The organism is Streptomyces fulvoviolaceus (assembly GCF_000718165.1).
Taxonomy (GTDB): Bacteria; Actinomycetota; Actinomycetes; order Streptomycetales; family Streptomycetaceae; genus Streptomyces; species Streptomyces fulvoviolaceus.
The window spans coordinates 40,158-55,934 of sequence record NZ_JOEY01000035.1; the positions used below are offsets into that span (position 1 = coordinate 40,158).

The window sequence follows — 15,777 nt, forward strand, 5'->3', positions numbered from 1 at the left end:
CCGTGCGCGAAGTGCCCTACGCCTTCGCCCCGGCGACCTCGGCAGCCCCGGCCGGGCTGTCGGCCACGGCCTCCGGCGCGGCCTCACGCCGACGCGGGATGAAGGAGGCGAGGAGGAAGGCCAGCAGGGCCGCTCCTGCACCGATGGCCATGATGACCTTGAAGGCGTTCTCCGCGGGCAGGGCGGTGCCGCCGAAGTCGGTGGTCATCTGGGCCAGGATCACGCCGGCGAGGGCGCTGGCGAAGGAGGTGCCCAGGGACCGCATGAGGGTGTTGAGGCTGTTGGCGGCGCCGGTCTGGGAGGGGTCCACGGCGCCCATGATCAGGGCGGGCAGGGCGCCATAGGTGAAGCCGACGCCGGCGCCGATGATGCAGGAGACCAGGATCAGGTGCCAGACCTCACTCATCAGCAAGATGTTCAGGCCGTAGCCGGAGGCCACGATCAGCGCACCGATCATCAAGGTGACCTTGGGTCCCTTGGCCTGGGTGACCTTCGCGGACACCGCGGACATGGCCATCATGACCAGGCCCTGCGGGGCCAGCACCAGGCCGACGGTCAGCATGGACTTGCCGAGGCCGTAGCCGGTGGCCTCGGGCAGCTGGAGCAGCTGCGGCAGGACCAGGGACATCGCGAACATCGAGAAGCCGAGCGCGATCGAGGCGAGGTTGGTGAACAGGACCTGCGGCTTGACGGTGGTGCGAAGGTCGACCAGCGGCTGCCGGCTGCGCAGCTCCCACCAGCCCCAGGCCAGCAGGATCAGCACGGAGGCGGCGCCCAGGCCCAGGGTGGTGCCACTCGTCCAGCCCCAGTCGCCGCCCTTGGAGACGGCCAGCAGCAGGGACATGAGACCGGCCGAGAGACCGAGCGCGCCGACCAGGTCGAACTGTCCGCCGGTACGCACCTTCGACTCGGGCACGATCACCAGGACGAGAGCGAAGGCGACGGCGCCGAGAGCGGCCGAGACCCAGAAGAGGAGGTGCCAGTCCCAGCGGTCGGCGATGAAGGCGGCGGCGGGCAGACCCAGGGCACCGCCGACGCCGAGCGAGGCGCTCATCAGCGCGGTGGACCCGGCCAGCCGGTCGGCGGGCAGCGCGTCACGCATGATGCTGATGCCGAGCGGGACGACCGCGGCCGCAAGGCCCTGCAGCGCCCGACCGATGATCATCGGTACGAGGGAGTCGGCCAGGGCGCAGACCACCGAACCGGACACCAGCAGCACGATGCTGACCAGCAGCATCCGGCGCTTGCCGAACATGTCGCCGAGTCGCCCGACCACCGGCGTGGCCACGGCGGCCGCGAGCAGGGTGGCGGTGACCGCCCAGGCGGTGTTGGACGACGAGGCGTTCAGGAGCTTCGGCAGCTCGGGAACGATCGGGATGACCAGGGTCTGCATGAGCGAGACGACGATTCCGGCCAGGGCCAGCACCGCCACCACGGCGTTCGGCCGCGGCGGGGCGGATGTCCCCGCTTCGGCGGGTCGGGTAAGGGCGTCGGACATGGCAGGGCCTCCGTCAAATGGTTTTGCTTGACTTACGCAAGTTAATCTCAATTGATTGACTTAAGCAAGTTGACTCAATGTGGGCTGGGTAACAGTGGCTCAGGTGGCCACGGGCTCCTCGACGGGGAGGGGCAGCTCGGCGACGACTTCGAAGCCGCCCTCGGCGCGGTGGCCCATACGGATCCGGCCGCCCACGGAGTGGGCGCGCTCGCGCATGCCGATGAGGCCGTAACCGCTGTGGGGCGTAAGGGAGTTGACCGGTCTCGCGCTGCCGTCGTCGGTGACGGTCACGGTGACGGCCGGCTGATCGGGGGAGTAGACGAGCCGCACCTTCGCCGAGCGCGAGGCGGCGTGCTTGGTGACGTTGGTGAGAGCCTCCTGCACGATGCGGTACGCCGTGAGATCAGCACCGGCGGACAGGGGCTTCGGTTCTCCCTCGACGGTGAGGGCGACCGTGAGCCCGGCGTGCTGGAAGGAGGCGGCGAGCTCCGGCAGCCGGGCGAGCCCGGGGGTGGGCTCCGCGGGCCGGTCCCGGTCGTCGGAGTCCCTCAACAGGCCCACGGTGGACTTGAGTTCACGCAGGGCCGAGGAGGTCGTACCGGACAGCTCGGCGGCGATCTTCTCGGCCTCACCAGGCTTGTCGGGCAGCATCCGGGTGACGGCGCCGGCCTGGATGTTGGCCAGGACGAGATGGTGGGCGACGACGTCGTGCAGGTCGCGGGCGATGCGCATGCGCTCCGCCGTGACCCGGTGCCGTGCCTCCTCCTCCCGGGTGCGCTCCGCGTGCTCGGCGCGGGCCTGCACGGCCTCCAGATAGGCCCCGCGCAGCCGGGTCACGGTGCCGAGGGAAGTCGGTAGCAGCAGCCAGGCTGCGGGGCCGAGGAGCTTGAGGATCAGGGGTTCGTCACGGGGGCCGACGACCAGGGCCGCGGAGACCAGCAGGACGATGCCGGTGATGGTGAAGGTGTTCGCGGTCCTGCGGTCGGTGCGCAGGGCCAGGGAGTGGAGGGCGACCATGAGCGGCCCGAGCAGCAGGACCGTGAGGATGTAGCCGAGCGCGGACACGGCCGTCGCGCACACGATGGCCACGGCAGCCGTGCCGCGGGGGTGGCTGCGGTGCCACAGCAGGGCGGCGCACGACACGCCGGTCAGCAGCACACCCGGCCACCAGGAAACCACCGGCTCGCTCCCCGGCAGCGTGATCAGGCTCCCGGGGAGCGAGCAGGCGAAGAGTGCGAGAGCGAGCGCCGCGTCGGTGGCGCGCGGGCGACTGCCCTGGAGGCCCTGCAGGTTGTCGATCATGGAGTGGGGTCCTTGTTCGATACCGTCCACTGCCGCGCCCCGTGAGGGGCGCGGGGCTGTGTCAACATGCGGCTCCGCCGCGTGGGCGCGACCAGCCCCCACTGGCCCGCAGGCGAATCACCGCGCTACCAGCGAAGCGTTCAGGCCTCGTCGTCGAAGGTGACGACGACCTTCTCCGCGGCGCCCGGCGTCAGAGCGAGCTCGAAGGCCCGGCCGACCTCGCCGAACGGCACCCGGTGGCTGATGAGCTTGGCGAAGCGGTCCTTGTGCTCGGCGAGTTCGGGGGTGACCTCGAAGATCTCGGTGGGGTAGCCCTGCGAGGCGATGAGGGTGAGCTCGCTGCGGAGCATGCCGCCCAGGTCGATGTCCGAGCCCTTCTTCTGCACGGCGACCATGACCAGCTTGGCCTTCCACTTCGCGTTGTCCACGACGGCCTGGAAGACGGCCGGGGCGCCGGCGGCGTCGATGTAGATGTCGGTGCCGACGCGGGGCTGGCCGAGCGCGTTGACACCCGGGCCGTGCAGCTCGGTCAGGCGGGCCGTGACGTCCTCGGTGGCGGAGTTGATGACCGCGTCCGCGCCGACGGCGAGCGCGGTCTCCAGGCGCTCGGGGATGATGTCGACGACCACGACGTGCTCGACCCCGCGCAGCTTGAGCCAGATCGCGGCGCCCAGTCCGATGGGGCCGGCGCCGAAGACGACGACCTTGTCGGCGGGCTTGGCCTCGGAGCGGTTCACACAGTGCCGGGCGACCGCCATCGGCTCGTTCAGGGACGCGACGTCGAAGGGGACGTGGTCCGGGAAGATCGCCACGCTCTTGCCGATCTCGGCGTTCTCGATGAGCAGGTACTCGTCCATGCCCCCGAGCGTGCCGCCGCAGCCGATGATGCCGGTGTGCGCGCCCTGCGGGTTGACGACCACGCGGTTGCCGACCTTGAGGTCGGTGACCTCGGCGCCCACCTCGACGACCTCGCCGGCCGGTTCGTGGCCGAGGGGGATGGCGCGCATCGACCCGTCGGCCCCGGTGGGCATGCCGCCCATGTGGAGGAAGAAGGTGTCGGTGCCGCAGATGCCGCAGGCGCGGATCCGTACGAGTGCGTCCTTGGGGCCGGGTACGGGTCGCTCGACGTCCACCACGTCGACCTTGTCCTTGGCGGTGAGGACGGACTTCATCGTGGCCATGGGGTGTCTCACTTTCTGAGGGTGCTGCTGACAGGTATGTCCGGGTACGGGTGAGCCCGGACGAACGAGGGAGGACAAGGACCCGACTGGAGTTGTTCCGGTGTCGCCGGGCCCGGCGGCGGAGGGGGAGTGTCCCGCCGGCCGGGCCCGGTGACCGCGCCGTTCCCCGTCCCCACGGGTCGGGCGCGAGGGGCCGCTTCCGCTCGGAGCGGCCCCGGTCTGAGTTGGCTTGCTTGACTTAGGCAAGCATAGGGGGGTTACTTAAGTCAAGCAATCAAATGGATATTGCTTAAGTTAGGCAACTACCTCTAAGGTGAAGCCATGTCCCTGCAGCCACCCGCAGCAGTGCCCCTTCCGGCGACCGTGGTCGAGATCGAGAGATCCCTCAGCCGTGTCACCTACCTGGCCGGCCGGGCCCGGCAGCACGAGCGCCTGATGTCCGTGGCCGGACTGCCCCTGGACCGGGCAGCCGTGGCCATCCTGCGGCACATCGCCGAGAGTGAGCCGATGCGCCCCGGGGTGCTCGCGGTCCGGCTGTCCGTCGAGGCCTCCCATGTCACCCGGCAGCTGCGGCAGTTGGAGCAGGGCGGGTACGTGATCCGCATCGCGGACCCGGAGGACCGCCGGGCCCAGCGCATCCAGCTGACGGACCTCGGCATGGTGGCGGTCGAACGGGTACGGGAGGCGAGCCGCCGGGGCCTCGAGACGGCCCTGGTCGACTGGTCGTCCGAGGAGCTGGAACAGCTCGCCGCACTCTTCCGCAGGCTGGTCCACGACTTCGTAGCCCACGCCGAGGATCCGATCGACATCCCGTCCGCCCCCTGATCCAGCCAGGGCCCTCACACGAACGGTCGCGCCATGTACGGGAACCTCATCGAGCAGAAACCGTCGCCGCCCCGCGGGGACGGACAGCACCTCTTGGTCGTCGTCGACGATCCCCGGGAGACCGAACTGCTCGCCACCACCCTGGGGTTGGCGGGCTACCGGGTCGGCACGGCGGGCAGTGGCGCCGAGGGGATGGCGCGCGTAGCGCAGCACCGTTTCGACCTGGTCGTCTGGGACGCGGGCCTGCCGAACGCGGACGCCCTCGCGCGGGGCCGTCGTATGGCACCCGCGGACCGCCCCCCGCTGCTCTTCCTGGCCACCTGCGACTCCCTGCAGACCCTCGTCCCCGAGCTCGGCCCGGAGCGGGCGGACTACGTCACCAAGCCCCTCCGGATCGCCGAGGTCCTGGTCAGGGTCCAGGTGCTGCTGGGGGACAGCCGCCCGGCTCGCCGCACGGACGTGCCCTGCTACGGCGACCTGCTCCTGGACGACGCCGCCTGCCGGGCCCGGCGCGGGCCCAGGCCGCTCGATCTCACCCCCGCCGAGTACCGGCTGCTGCGCCACCTGCTGGCCAACGCGGAGCATGTGCTGTCCAAGGAACAGATCTGCCGGTACGTCTGGGGCGACTTCCGCGGCGACCAGGCCATCGAGAAGCTCGTCTCCCGACTGCGGCGCAAGGTGGACCAGGAGGAGCCCGCCCTGATCCACACCCGCCGCGGCTTCGGCTACTGGCTCGGCTGCGCCGACCGCTGACCCGCCATGTGAAGTGCGGTTCGGCAGCGCCCCCAAGGGGCGCGGGGCTGTGTCAATTTGCTGGCTCCGCCGCGCGGGCGCGACCAGCCACAACGGACCCGCGGTCGATTCACCGGGCTTCCAGCGGAGCGCTCACGTGCGCGAGGAGAGGATGCTCAGCGCGTTCGCGAGCACGACCGCCGTCATTCCCGCCCACTCCGTCCAGTCCAGCGCCTGTCCGAGGACGATCCATCCGACCACGGCGGCCAGTACGGGATTGACGCTCATGAACAGGCCGAACGCCGGGGCCGGAAGCCGTCGCAGGGTGAACAGGTCGGCGAGGTACGGCACCGCCGAGGCCAGCACACCGGCGGCCACGGCACATCCGGCGGCGGTGAGGGTCGGCGGGTGCCGCACCGCGACGACGATCCCGACCGGCAGGAACATCAGGGCGGACACCCCGGCCGCGGCCGCCGACCCCTGCGCGCCCGGGACACGCCGGCCGACCGTGCGGTTGAGGAGGATGTACGACGCCCAGCAGGCGGCGGCGAGCAGGGCCAGGCCCATTCCGAGATAGTCCGTGGAGGGCTGCGGCCGCATCAGGACGACGACTCCGGCCACCGCGATCAGAGCACAACAGGCGTCCACCCGCCGCCGGGTCGCGGCCAGCGCGATGCTCAGCGGACCGAGGAACTCAAGCGTCACAGCGAGACCCAGGCCGACCCGGTCGACGGCGGTGTACAGGGAGAGGTTCATCGTCCCGAACACCACGGCCAGCAGTAGCACCGGCCCCCACTGCCGCCGGGTGAAGGATGCGAGGCGCGGCCTGGCGACGGCGAACAGGACCAGCGCGGCGACGTACTGGCGCACCGCGACCACACCGACCGGCCCGAGCACGGGAAAGGCGAGGGACCCGATCGCGGCACCGGTCTGGTTGGACAGTCCGCTGCCGACCATGGTCGCGACTCCCGCGAGGCGTCCCCGGGGCGGCTGCGGGGCGGACGGGGGAGAGGTGCGCAGGCGGGGGGACGCGGTGGGGCGTGCGGAGGCTCCTGGCATGGTCCGATCGTGCGCCGCTCCGGCGGATACGCAAAATGCATCACTGGGACTATCTATACGCTGTGGTCATGGATGCTTCGGTGGGGCTTTCGGTGGGGCTCAAGCAGCTGCGCTGTCTCGTCGCGATCGTCGACGAGGGCACCTTCACCGACGCGGCCGCCGCCCTCGGTGTCTCCCAGGCCGCTGTCTCGCGCACCCTGGCCTCCCTCGAACAGGCCCTGGGTGTACGGCTGCTCAGGCGGACCTCCCGCGAAGTGACCCCGACGGGCACCGGGCTGCGGGTGGTGGCCCGCGCCCGGCGGGTGCTCGCCGAGGTGGACGACCTGGTCCGGGACGCCCTGTCGGGCCACGCCCAGCTGCGTGTCGGGTACGCCTGGGCGGCGCTCGGCCGGCACACGCTCGCCTTCCAGCGCCGCTGGAGTGCGGCGCACCCGGAGACGGAGCTGCACCTGGTACGGGCCAACTCGGCCTCGGCCGGCCTGGCGGAAGGCGCCTGCGACCTGTCCGTCGTACGCCGTCCCCTGGACGACAGGCGGTTCGAGTCGGCCATCGTCGGGCTCGAGCGGCGGCTGTGCGCGATGGCCGCCGACGATCCGCTGGCCCGCCGCCGCTCGGTCCGGCTGGCCGATCTCACCGGGCGCACCCTGCTGGTCGACCGTCGTACCGGCACCACGACTCCGCAATTGTGGCCGCCGGAGACCCGGCCGGCCGTCGACGAGACCCATGATGTGGACGACTGGCTCACCGTGATCTCCACGGGCCGGTGCGTCGGGATCACCGCGGAGTCGACGGCCAACCAGTATCCGCGGCCCGGCGTCGTCTACCGGCCGGTGCGGGACGCCGAGCCGATCGCCGTACGGCTCGCCTGGTGGCGGGACGATCCGCACCCCGCCGCGCAGGCCGTACTGGAACTGCTCACCTCGCTCTATCGCGAGGGGTGATCGCAGGCATCGCGCCTGCAATACAGCGGACAAAATTGTTGACAATCTTGTTTGGCTAGATTTAGGTTCGACAGGCACTCACTCAGGGAGGGCAACGATGCCGAAAGAAGCCCGTCCGAGCACCGGAGAGCAGGCCAAGCAGCATGCGTTCGCGCAGCTGCGGCAGGCGATCCTGCACGGCGACATGGCACCGGCGCAGCGGCTGGTGGAGAACGAACTCGCCGAGCAGTTCGGTGTGACACGGGCCAGCATCCGTGCGGCACTGATCGATCTGGAGGCCCAGGGCCTCGTCGAGCGGATCCGTAACCGTGGTTCACGGGTGCGGGTGGTGACCGTGGAGGAAGCGGTCGCCATCACCGAGTGCCGCATGGTCCTCGAAGGACTGTGCGCGGCGAAGGCGGCCACCCTGGCCAGCGACGAGCAGCTCGCCGAGCTCACGGAACTGGGCACGGCGATGACCAAGGCCGTGGCCGACGGCGAGCCGATGACCTACTCCGAACTCAACCAGCAACTGCACGCCAAGGTCCGGGAGTTCTCCGGCCAGCAGACGGCCGTGGATCTGCTGGAGCGCCTCAATGCCCAACTGGTGCGCCACCGCTTCCAGTTGGCGCTGCGGCCGGGGCGTCCGCAGCACTCCCTGAACGAGCATCTGGCCATGATCGAGACGATCAGGTCCAGGGACCCGCAGGCAGCCGAGAAGGCCGTCCGCGCCCACCTCACCAGCGTGATCGAGGCGCTGCGCAACTGAGCCGCAGCGCGCCACACGCGGGGGCGGGCGCCCACCTGTCACCAAGGAGAGTTCAGCATGACCCAGGCCAACGCGCCCGCCACCCCACGATCGACTCTCGTCGTCACCGCGCACGCCGGGGATTTCGTGTGGCGCGCGGGCGGCGCCATCGCCCTGGCCGCCTCCCGCGGGGAGAAGGTCACCATCGCCTGTCTGACCTTCGGCGAGCGCGGTGAGTCCGCCAAGGCGTGGCGCGAGGGCAAGAAGCTGGACGAGATCAAGGCGATACGCCGGGACGAGGCCGAGCGTGCCGCGGCCACCCTCGGCGCCGAGGTCCGCTTCTTCGACGCCGGCGACTACCCGCTCGTCCCCAGCGCCGAGTTGACCGACCGGCTCGTCGCCGTCTATCGCGAGACCCAGCCGGACGTCGTGCTCACCCACCCGGTCGAGGACCCGTACAACGGCGACCACCCGGCCGCCAACCGCATGGCCCTGGAGGCCCGCGTCCTCGCCCAGGCCATCGGCTACCCGGGCGAGGGGGAGATCATCGGCGCCCCGCCGGTCTTCTACTTCGAGCCGCACCAGCCCGAGATGAGCGGCTTCAAGCCCGAGGTCCTGCTCGACATCACCGAGGTGTGGGACACCAAGCGCAAGGCGATGGAGTGCCTCGGCGCCCAGCAGCACCTGTGGGACTACTACACCGACCTCGCCGTGCGCCGCGGAGTCCAGCTCAAGCGCAACGCCGGCCCCAACCTGGGCCTGACCCACAAGACCATGGCCGAGGCGTACATGCGCCCCTACCCGCAGATCGCGAAGGAGCTGGCATGAGCGGCGTGATCGTCACCAACCCACCGAAGGCGGAACTGAAGGACGTCGACGCGCTGGCCGGTTACGGCGTGGCGACGGTGAGCGAGGCCATGGGCCGAACCGGCCTGCTCGGCCCGGAAGTTCGGCCCGTCCAGCAGGGCGTACGGGTCGCGGGTACGGCCGTCACCGTGCTCAGCTGGCCCGGCGACAACCTCATGATCCACGCCGCCGTCGAGCAGTGCGGCGAGGGTGACATCCTGGTCGTCACCACCACCTCGCCCTGCACGGACGGCCTGTTCGGCGAGCTGTTCGCGACCGCCCTCCAGCAGCGCGGCGTTCGTGGCGTCGTGATGAACACGGGCATCCGCGACACCCAGGAGCTGCGGGACATGGGCTTCGCCGCCTGGTCCCGGGCCGTCTCCTCGCAGGGCACGGTCAAGGCCACCGGCGGTTCGGTCAACGTGCCGATCGCCATCGACGGCCAGGTGATCCGCCCCGGCGACGTGATCCTCGCCGACGACGACGGAGTCGTGGTCGTCCCGCGTGAGCGCGCCCGCGAGACGGTGGAGAAGTCCGAGGCCCGCGAGGCGAAGGAGGCCGCCACCCGCGCCGCCTTCATCGGCGGCCAACTCGGTCTGGACCGCTACGGGTTGAGGGACACGCTCAAGCGGCTCGGCGTCGAGTACCGGACGTACGAGGAGTACGCGGGGGAGCGGTCGTGACCCCCGTGCCCGAGGAGGTGCGCTGCCTGCTGATGCGGGGCGGCACCTCCAAGGGCGCCTACTTCCTCGCCGACGACCTGCCCGCCGAACCGGCCCTGCGCGACGCGCTGTTGCTGCGCATCATGGGCAGCCCGGACGAGCGGCAGATCGACGGCCTGGGCGGTGCGCACCCGCTGACCAGCAAGGTGGCCGTGGTCTCGCCCTCGGCCGATCCGCGCGCCGACGTCGACTACCTCTTCCTCCAAGTGGTCGTCGACAAGCCCGAGGTGAGCGACCGTCAGAACTGCGGGAACATCCTCGCCGGTATCGGCCCGTTCGCCGTCGAGCGCGGGCTGGTCCCGGCGGGGGAGAGGGAGACCTCGGTCCGTATCCGCATGGTCAACACCGGCGACTACGCGACGGCGACCTTCCCGACCCCCGGCGGCCGCGTCGACTACACGGGAGACGCGGAGATCTCGGGCGTGCCGGGGACGGCCGCGCCGGTGGTCATCGAGTTCCCGCCGAGCGCGAACCCGCTGCTGCCCACCGGCAGCGTCCGGGACGACATCGACGGCGTGCAGGTGACCTGCGTGGACAACGGCATGCCGACGGTCCTCGTCGAGGCCACCGCCCTCAAGGTCACCGGCTACGAGTCGCCCCGCGACCTGGAGGAGGACCTCGCCCTCGCCGACCGGCTCCGCACGATCCGCCTCAAGGCGGGCCGGCTGATGGGCCTCGGCGACGTCTCGGACGCCACCGTGCCCAAGCTCACGCTGCTCGCCGAGCCCCGCGACGGCGGCGCGGTCACCACCCGCACCTTCATCCCGGTGCGCTGCCACACCTCGATCGGCGTGCTGGGCGCGGCCAGCGTGGCCGCCGGCCTGCGGATCGAAGGCAGCGTGGGTGCGGAGCTTGCGCAGATTGATCCCGACAGTGACCGAGTTCGCATAGAACATCCCACCGGATTCCTGGACATCGAAAGCAGCCTCGAACCCGCCGCGGACGGCCTGCCCTCCGCCCGCCGTACCGCCGTGGTCCGTACGGCCCGCAAGATCTTCGACGGCACCGTCTTCCCCCGGTCCGCCGAGACGGCCCCGATCCCCCCGCACCCCCAAGGAGGTCAACGATGACTCCGCCGCTCGGCGACATCGCCCACATCGGCCACGCCCAGCTCTTCACCCCGGACCTGGACGCCAGTGTCGCCTTCTTCACCGACTATCTGGGGCTCACCGTCAACGGGCAGGACGGCGACACGGTCTATCTGCGGACCTTCGACGACTACGAGCACCACAGCCTGGTGCTCACCGCCCGCGAGCAGCCCGGCCTCGGCCGGCTCGCCCTGCGCACCTCCAGCGAGGAGGCCCTGTACCGCCGTATCAAGGCGATCGAGGAGGCGGGCGGCACCGGCAAGTGGGTCGAGGACGAACCCGGCCTCGGCAAGCTGTACCTCACCACCGACCCGGACGGCCACGAGCACGCTCTGTACTGGGAGAGCGAGCACTACCGGGCTCCCGAGGAGCTCAGGCCCGCGTTGAAGAACCAGCCGCAGGCCAAGCCGAACCGGGGCGTGGGCGTTCGGCGCCTGGACCACATCAACTTCCTCGCCGCCGATGTGCTCGCCAACTCCGAGTTCCAGCAGAACGTGTTGGGAGCCCGGCCGACGGAGCAGATCAGGCTGGACACGGGGAAGATCGCGGCGCGCTGGCTGACGTACACGAACAAGTCGTACGACGTCGTCTACACCTCGGACTGGACCGGTGCCGAAGGGCGCCTGCACCACATCGCCTTCGCGACCGACACCCGCGAGGACATCCTGCGCGCGGCCGATCTCGCCATCGACAGCGGTGTGTTCATCGAGACCGGACCGCACAAGCACGCCATCCAGCAGACGTTCTTCCTGTACGTCTACGAGCCCGGTGGCAACCGCATCGAGCTGTGCAACCCGCTCACCCGGCTCGTGCTGGCGCCGGACTGGCCGCTCATCACGTGGACCGAGGAGGAGCGGAAGAAGGGGCAGGCCTGGGGCCTGAAGACCATCGAGTCCTTCCACACGCACGGGACCCCGCCGGTCGGCTGAATCGGCGCAGGAGCCACCCGCCAGCATTGTCGATGAGATTGTTGACAAAAATGTTGACTCTTGATGGGTGGCTCCTTAGCGTCTAGCCCACCAAGCACGAGAGGTAACCAACGATGTCCTCCTCCCCCTCCCCGTCCCTGTCCGCTCGCGGCAGCAGACTGGCCCTTATGGTCGTCGGTCTGTGTTGGCTGGCCGTGCTCTTCGACGGCCTCGACATGTTCATCTACGGCTCGGTGCTGCCGCACCTGCTGGAGACCAAGACCTTCGGTCTCACCGCGGACACCGCCGGCGACCTCGGCAGCTACGCCACCTTCGGCATGCTGATCGGCGCCCTGACCGCCGGTACGGTCGCCGACCGCATAGGCCGCAAGAAGCTGATGGTCGGCTGCGTGGTCCTCTTCTCGCTGGCCTCCGGCCTGTGCGCCATGGCGGGCAGCGTCGAGGTCTTCGGCCTCGGCCGGACCCTGGCCGGTGTCGGCCTCGGCGGGCTGCTGCCCACCGCGATCAGCATGGTCTCCGACTACGCCCCGCGCGGCCGCGCCGCCCTCACCATCGGCCTGCTGATGACCGCCCACCACGCCGGTGGCATCCTCTCCGCCTACGTGGCCAAGTGGCTCATCGACCCGGTCGGCTGGCGCGCCGCGTTCTGGGTCTGCGTCCTCCCGCTGCTCTTCGCCCCGGTGCTCGCCAAGTTCCTGCCCGAGTCGCTGAGCTTCTTGGTCGCCAAGGGCCGCGCCGAGGAGGCCCGCGAGCTGGCCACGCGCTACGACGTCGAGCTGCCCTCCGCGGGGTCCGGCAAGAAGACGGCCGCCGACCGCTGGGACGCACTCACCAACCTGTTCCGCGGCGGCGAGTGGATCCAGACCCTGCTCTACTGGCTGGCCTCCTTCGGCGGCCTGCTCCTGGTCTACGGCGTCGCCACCTGGCTGCCCACCCTGATGCGCGCCGAGGGCTACGAGCTCGCCAACGCCCTGACCTTCGTGGTGGTCTTCAACCTCGGCGGCATCGTGGGCATGCTGGTCGCGGGCCGGGCTGCCGACCGCTTCGGCGCCCCGCGCATCTCGGCGATCTGGTTCGCCCTGACCGCCGCCGGAGTGTTCCTGCTCAGCGTCCACATGCCGATGAGCGTGACGATGATCGTCGTCTTCCTCACGGGTGTGTTCCTGAACAGCGCCCAGACGATGATCTACGCGACGGTGTCGATCCGCTCCAACCCCGACAACCGCGCCACCGCCGTCGGCTGGACCTCCGGCATGGGCCGCTTCGGTGCCGTCTTCGGCCCGTGGCTCGGCGGCCAGCTGCTCGCCGCGGGCAACGGGGACTTCGGCTTCACCGCCTTCGCGCTCGCCGGCCTGTCGTCCATGGTCTTCATCGGCATCGCCGCACTGCGCAGCGCGAAGCAGACGGCACCCAGCGACAGCGGGCAGAACCTGGTCAGCGCCCACTGACCCGCAGGGCCCGCCGCCCGGGGGACAAGGACGAACGCCGGCCACCGCGAGGACGCGGGGCCGGCGTTCGGCGTGGTGCCACGCCTCGTCGTCACCGGACGCTGTCGAAGCCGAGCGTCGTCGCCTGGGCCGCACCGGTCGTGACGTTCACCGCACGGACCTGGATGTCGGCCTCGCCGAACTTCATGAAGACGTCCACGTTGCGCTGCGTCCGCGGCAGGTGCATCGCACCTTCGAGGCCGATCTCCACCGTGCCCACCTGCTCCATGCCCGGATCGGAGACATACCGGCCGTCCTGCTCCTCGGTCGAGTAGAAGTCGAACTGGATGGTGGTCTGCTCCGCCGTCGTCGGGAGCAGACGCTGACGGACCTCCCGGTCCACCGGCACCTTCTCGTCGGCTTCGACGAACCGCAGGAAGCGGTTGTGCGACTTGCGTTCGCCTGTGTCGTCCGTGAAGGCGAGGGCCGGGTCGTCGCCGTCGGTGAAGGGCAGATCGCAGCCACAGCCGTAGGTGTACCTCGCACGACGGGCGCGCAGCAGTGTCGGGTCGTAGCAGTAGTGCACGGCGCCGAACAGCACGGCCCGCTCGGGGCGTGGCGGGGTCCGCAGCGGGATGCGGCCCTGCAGGTGGTCCTCGAGGCGGCGGCGCAGATACGGCGAGCGGGCGAGGCCGCCGACCAGGAAGGCGGCGTCGCCCGCCCCCTCCGGGTCGGGTGGGTGGTCCCAGCGTGCGAGCTGTTCGTCGACCTTCCCCAGGATGGGACCGACGACCGATTCCAGGATGGCGCGCACCTCGCCGACGGGCAGTACGACCGTGTCGCCCTGTCGGGCGTCGGCGGTCCCGCCCAGCGACGCGTACAGCCGGGGCGGGAAGTCGACGACGAGCGGGCTCTGTTGCTCGACCGTGAACGAGTCGCGCCCGCGCTCCCAGGCGGCGGCCAGCTCGGCGAACTGGTCCGCATGGGTCAGATACAGCCCGTCGAAGTCCACCGCGCCGCCGAACCGCAGGGCGAGCGCCTTCCGCAGGAAGCCCCCGCGGCCCTGGGTCGTGTACTCGGCGCCGAACGGGCCCCCGCTCGGCCGGCACAACTGCTCGATGGAGCCGTCCGTCCCGATCCGGTAGCTCACCAGGTCGGCGGTGCCACCCCCGCAGTCCAGGACGAGGAACCGCATCCCGGGGCGCAGCAGCCCCGGGCGGGGCGTGCCCTTGTCGTCCGTCTCGGCCGTGGTGCCGACGACGTCGCAGTAGAGCGCCGCCGCGTCCGGTTCCGGGACCAGCAGCAGCCGGGCCGGGTCCTCAGGCAGTCCGGCCGCCACGGCCGCCCTGCGCATGCGGTCCATCGACCGCTCGCTCCAGATCGCCGGGACGGTCAGACACCAGCGGATGCCGGACGCCGGGTTCTGCCCGTCGCGCGTGATGTCGGCCAGCGCCGCCTTGACCACCTCGGCGAGATAGGCGGAGATCAACTCGGTGGGGTCACCGAGGTCGTCGGTCAGGCCGGTGCGGTTGCGGGCGGGATCGTCCCGCTGACGCAGCGACATCTTCAGCCCGTAGTAGTACCGGTGGCGCGCCCTCTCCCGTTCGGTCGCGCTGGGCCGGTCCTCCTCCATGGCCCGGACGTCCTCGCGGTGCCAGCGCGTCTCCAGCTCGGCGCGGAGCCGGGCCGCGGAATGGCCCCACGCCAGGACCTTCTCGTCGCGCAGGAGCAGCGCGGTGAGCGTCTTCGGGGAGGACGACGCACCGGTCGCGTCGGGCCAGTCGTCCCTGTCGTTGATCGCGCGGTCGGCCTTGTGTCTGATCCGCGGATCGACCACGGCCCACGCGTAGCCGGTGCCGTAGGTACCGAAGTCGATGGCCGCCACTACGCGGTCGATGCTCATCGGAGTCCCCCCAGACGGTCTCTTGAAGGGGACCTCCCCGGGAGAGCGGTGTCGAACGCCTCCTTCCGCCGCGGTCTCGCAGGGGTTCCCTACGGCTCGTCCGACCCCATCTGGTCCTCCGCCGAGAGGTGTTCCACCGTCTTGCCGGTCTCGGTGAACGTCCTTGTCACATGGCCCGAGGAGTACACCCACAGGATGCGCAGCGGGGTGTCCCCGATGTTGCGGAAGAGATGGGGGACGGGGGAGGGGACGTAGGTGGTGTCGAACCGCTCCAGCTTCGTCACCTCTCCGTCGACCCACACCTCCGCCTCGCCCTCGAGGACCGTGACGTGCTCGTCGCAGTTGTGCGAGTGCAACGGCGCTCCGGAGCCGACCGGGTACACGCTCATCCCGCTGGTGATCCTGTTCTCCCCGCCGGCCGACGGCGTGGTGATCAGCGGTGTCGTCACCACGGCGCCGCCGCGGTCGAGCAGCGGTACCGACGCGACCTTGATGATCGTGGTCATCCGGAGTTCCTCTCCACTTCGCACTGTTGCGTCGACTGACGTTAGGTCGCGCGCCCGTGAATGGGTGCCCTCCGGCGTGCAGCTTTACCTT

At 70.6% G+C, this 15,777-nt stretch carries 15 protein-coding genes; 9 read left to right on the top strand and 6 right to left on the bottom strand.

What is annotated here, in order from left to right; genetic code table 11:
• Nucleotides 1–16: 16 nt before the first annotated feature.
• The 3 genes from IG08_RS0133610 to IG08_RS0133620 form a co-directional block, all read right to left on the bottom strand.
• Nucleotides 17–1,498 (bottom strand): MFS transporter, encoded by a 1,482-nt coding sequence (locus IG08_RS0133610; protein WP_030611351.1) that lies wholly within the window; start codon nt 1,496–1,498, stop codon nt 17–19.
• A gap of 99 nt (nt 1,499–1,597) precedes the next feature.
• Entirely contained in the window at nt 1,598–2,800 is a 1,203-nt protein-coding gene (locus IG08_RS0133615; protein WP_030611354.1) for a sensor histidine kinase, read from the bottom strand.
• 140 nt (nt 2,801–2,940) lie between these two features.
• Nucleotides 2,941–3,981: a zinc-dependent alcohol dehydrogenase gene (locus IG08_RS0133620; RefSeq protein WP_043455895.1), complete on the bottom strand. Its 1,041-nt coding sequence runs from the start codon at nt 3,979–3,981 to the stop codon at nt 2,941–2,943.
• 321 nt (nt 3,982–4,302) lie between these two features.
• Between IG08_RS0133620 and IG08_RS0133625 the strand changes: the two genes are divergently transcribed.
• A complete protein-coding gene (locus tag IG08_RS0133625) occupies nt 4,303–4,806 on the top strand; it encodes a MarR family winged helix-turn-helix transcriptional regulator (RefSeq protein ID WP_030611359.1) in 504 nt (167 codons plus the stop codon).
• 33 nt (nt 4,807–4,839) lie between these two features.
• Complete coding sequence (locus tag IG08_RS0133630; RefSeq protein ID WP_030611361.1) at nt 4,840–5,559, top strand: response regulator transcription factor; 720 nt, start codon at nt 4,840–4,842, stop codon at nt 5,557–5,559.
• A 132-nt stretch (nt 5,560–5,691) separates the two neighbouring features.
• Here IG08_RS0133630 and IG08_RS0133635 read toward each other — a convergent pair whose 3' ends face one another.
• Nucleotides 5,692–6,597 carry an EamA family transporter gene (locus IG08_RS0133635; RefSeq protein WP_078655846.1) on the bottom strand — a complete coding sequence of 302 codons (906 nt, stop codon included), beginning with the start codon at nt 6,595–6,597 and terminating at the stop codon, nt 5,692–5,694.
• 68 nt (nt 6,598–6,665) lie between these two features.
• Here IG08_RS0133635 and IG08_RS0133640 point away from each other — a divergent pair, with 68 nt between their 5' ends.
• The 7 genes from IG08_RS0133640 (at nt 6,666) to IG08_RS0133670 (ending at nt 13,298) form a co-directional block, all read left to right on the top strand.
• Nucleotides 6,666–7,538, top strand: a complete 873-nt coding sequence (locus tag IG08_RS0133640; RefSeq protein ID WP_030611367.1) for a LysR family transcriptional regulator — start codon at nt 6,666–6,668, stop codon at nt 7,536–7,538.
• A gap of 97 nt (nt 7,539–7,635) precedes the next feature.
• A complete protein-coding gene (locus IG08_RS0133645; protein WP_030611370.1) occupies nt 7,636–8,286 on the top strand; it encodes a GntR family transcriptional regulator in 651 nt (216 codons plus the stop codon).
• 57 nt (nt 8,287–8,343) lie between these two features.
• Nucleotides 8,344–9,093: a PIG-L deacetylase family protein gene (locus IG08_RS0133650; RefSeq protein ID WP_030611374.1), complete on the top strand. Its 750-nt coding sequence runs from the start codon at nt 8,344–8,346 to the stop codon at nt 9,091–9,093.
• Nucleotides 9,090–9,794, top strand: coding sequence for a 4-carboxy-4-hydroxy-2-oxoadipate aldolase/oxaloacetate decarboxylase (locus IG08_RS0133655; protein ID WP_030611375.1), 705 nt, complete (start codon nt 9,090–9,092; stop codon nt 9,792–9,794). The genes IG08_RS0133650 and IG08_RS0133655 overlap by 4 nt, the downstream gene beginning before the upstream one ends.
• Before the next feature lie 32 nt (nt 9,795–9,826).
• Nucleotides 9,827–10,903 carry a 4-oxalomesaconate tautomerase gene (locus IG08_RS0133660; protein WP_052424976.1) on the top strand — a complete coding sequence of 359 codons (1,077 nt, stop codon included), beginning with the start codon at nt 9,827–9,829 and terminating at the stop codon, nt 10,901–10,903.
• Entirely contained in the window at nt 10,900–11,850 is a 951-nt protein-coding gene (locus IG08_RS0133665) for a catechol 2,3-dioxygenase (protein WP_030611382.1), read from the top strand. The genes IG08_RS0133660 and IG08_RS0133665 overlap by 4 nt, the downstream gene beginning before the upstream one ends.
• A gap of 113 nt (nt 11,851–11,963) precedes the next feature.
• Complete coding sequence (locus IG08_RS0133670) at nt 11,964–13,298, top strand: MFS transporter (RefSeq protein ID WP_030611385.1); 1,335 nt, start codon at nt 11,964–11,966, stop codon at nt 13,296–13,298.
• A gap of 91 nt (nt 13,299–13,389) precedes the next feature.
• Here the strand turns inward: IG08_RS0133670 and IG08_RS0133675 are convergent, their stop codons facing one another.
• Nucleotides 13,390–15,180 (bottom strand): acetate and sugar kinases/Hsc70/actin family protein, encoded by a 1,791-nt coding sequence (locus tag IG08_RS0133675; protein WP_030611388.1) that lies wholly within the window; start codon nt 15,178–15,180, stop codon nt 13,390–13,392.
• An 89-nt stretch (nt 15,181–15,269) separates the two neighbouring features.
• Entirely contained in the window at nt 15,270–15,686 is a 417-nt protein-coding gene (locus IG08_RS0133680) for a cupin domain-containing protein (protein ID WP_030611391.1), read from the bottom strand.
• Between the last annotated feature and the right edge of the window lie 91 nt (nt 15,687–15,777).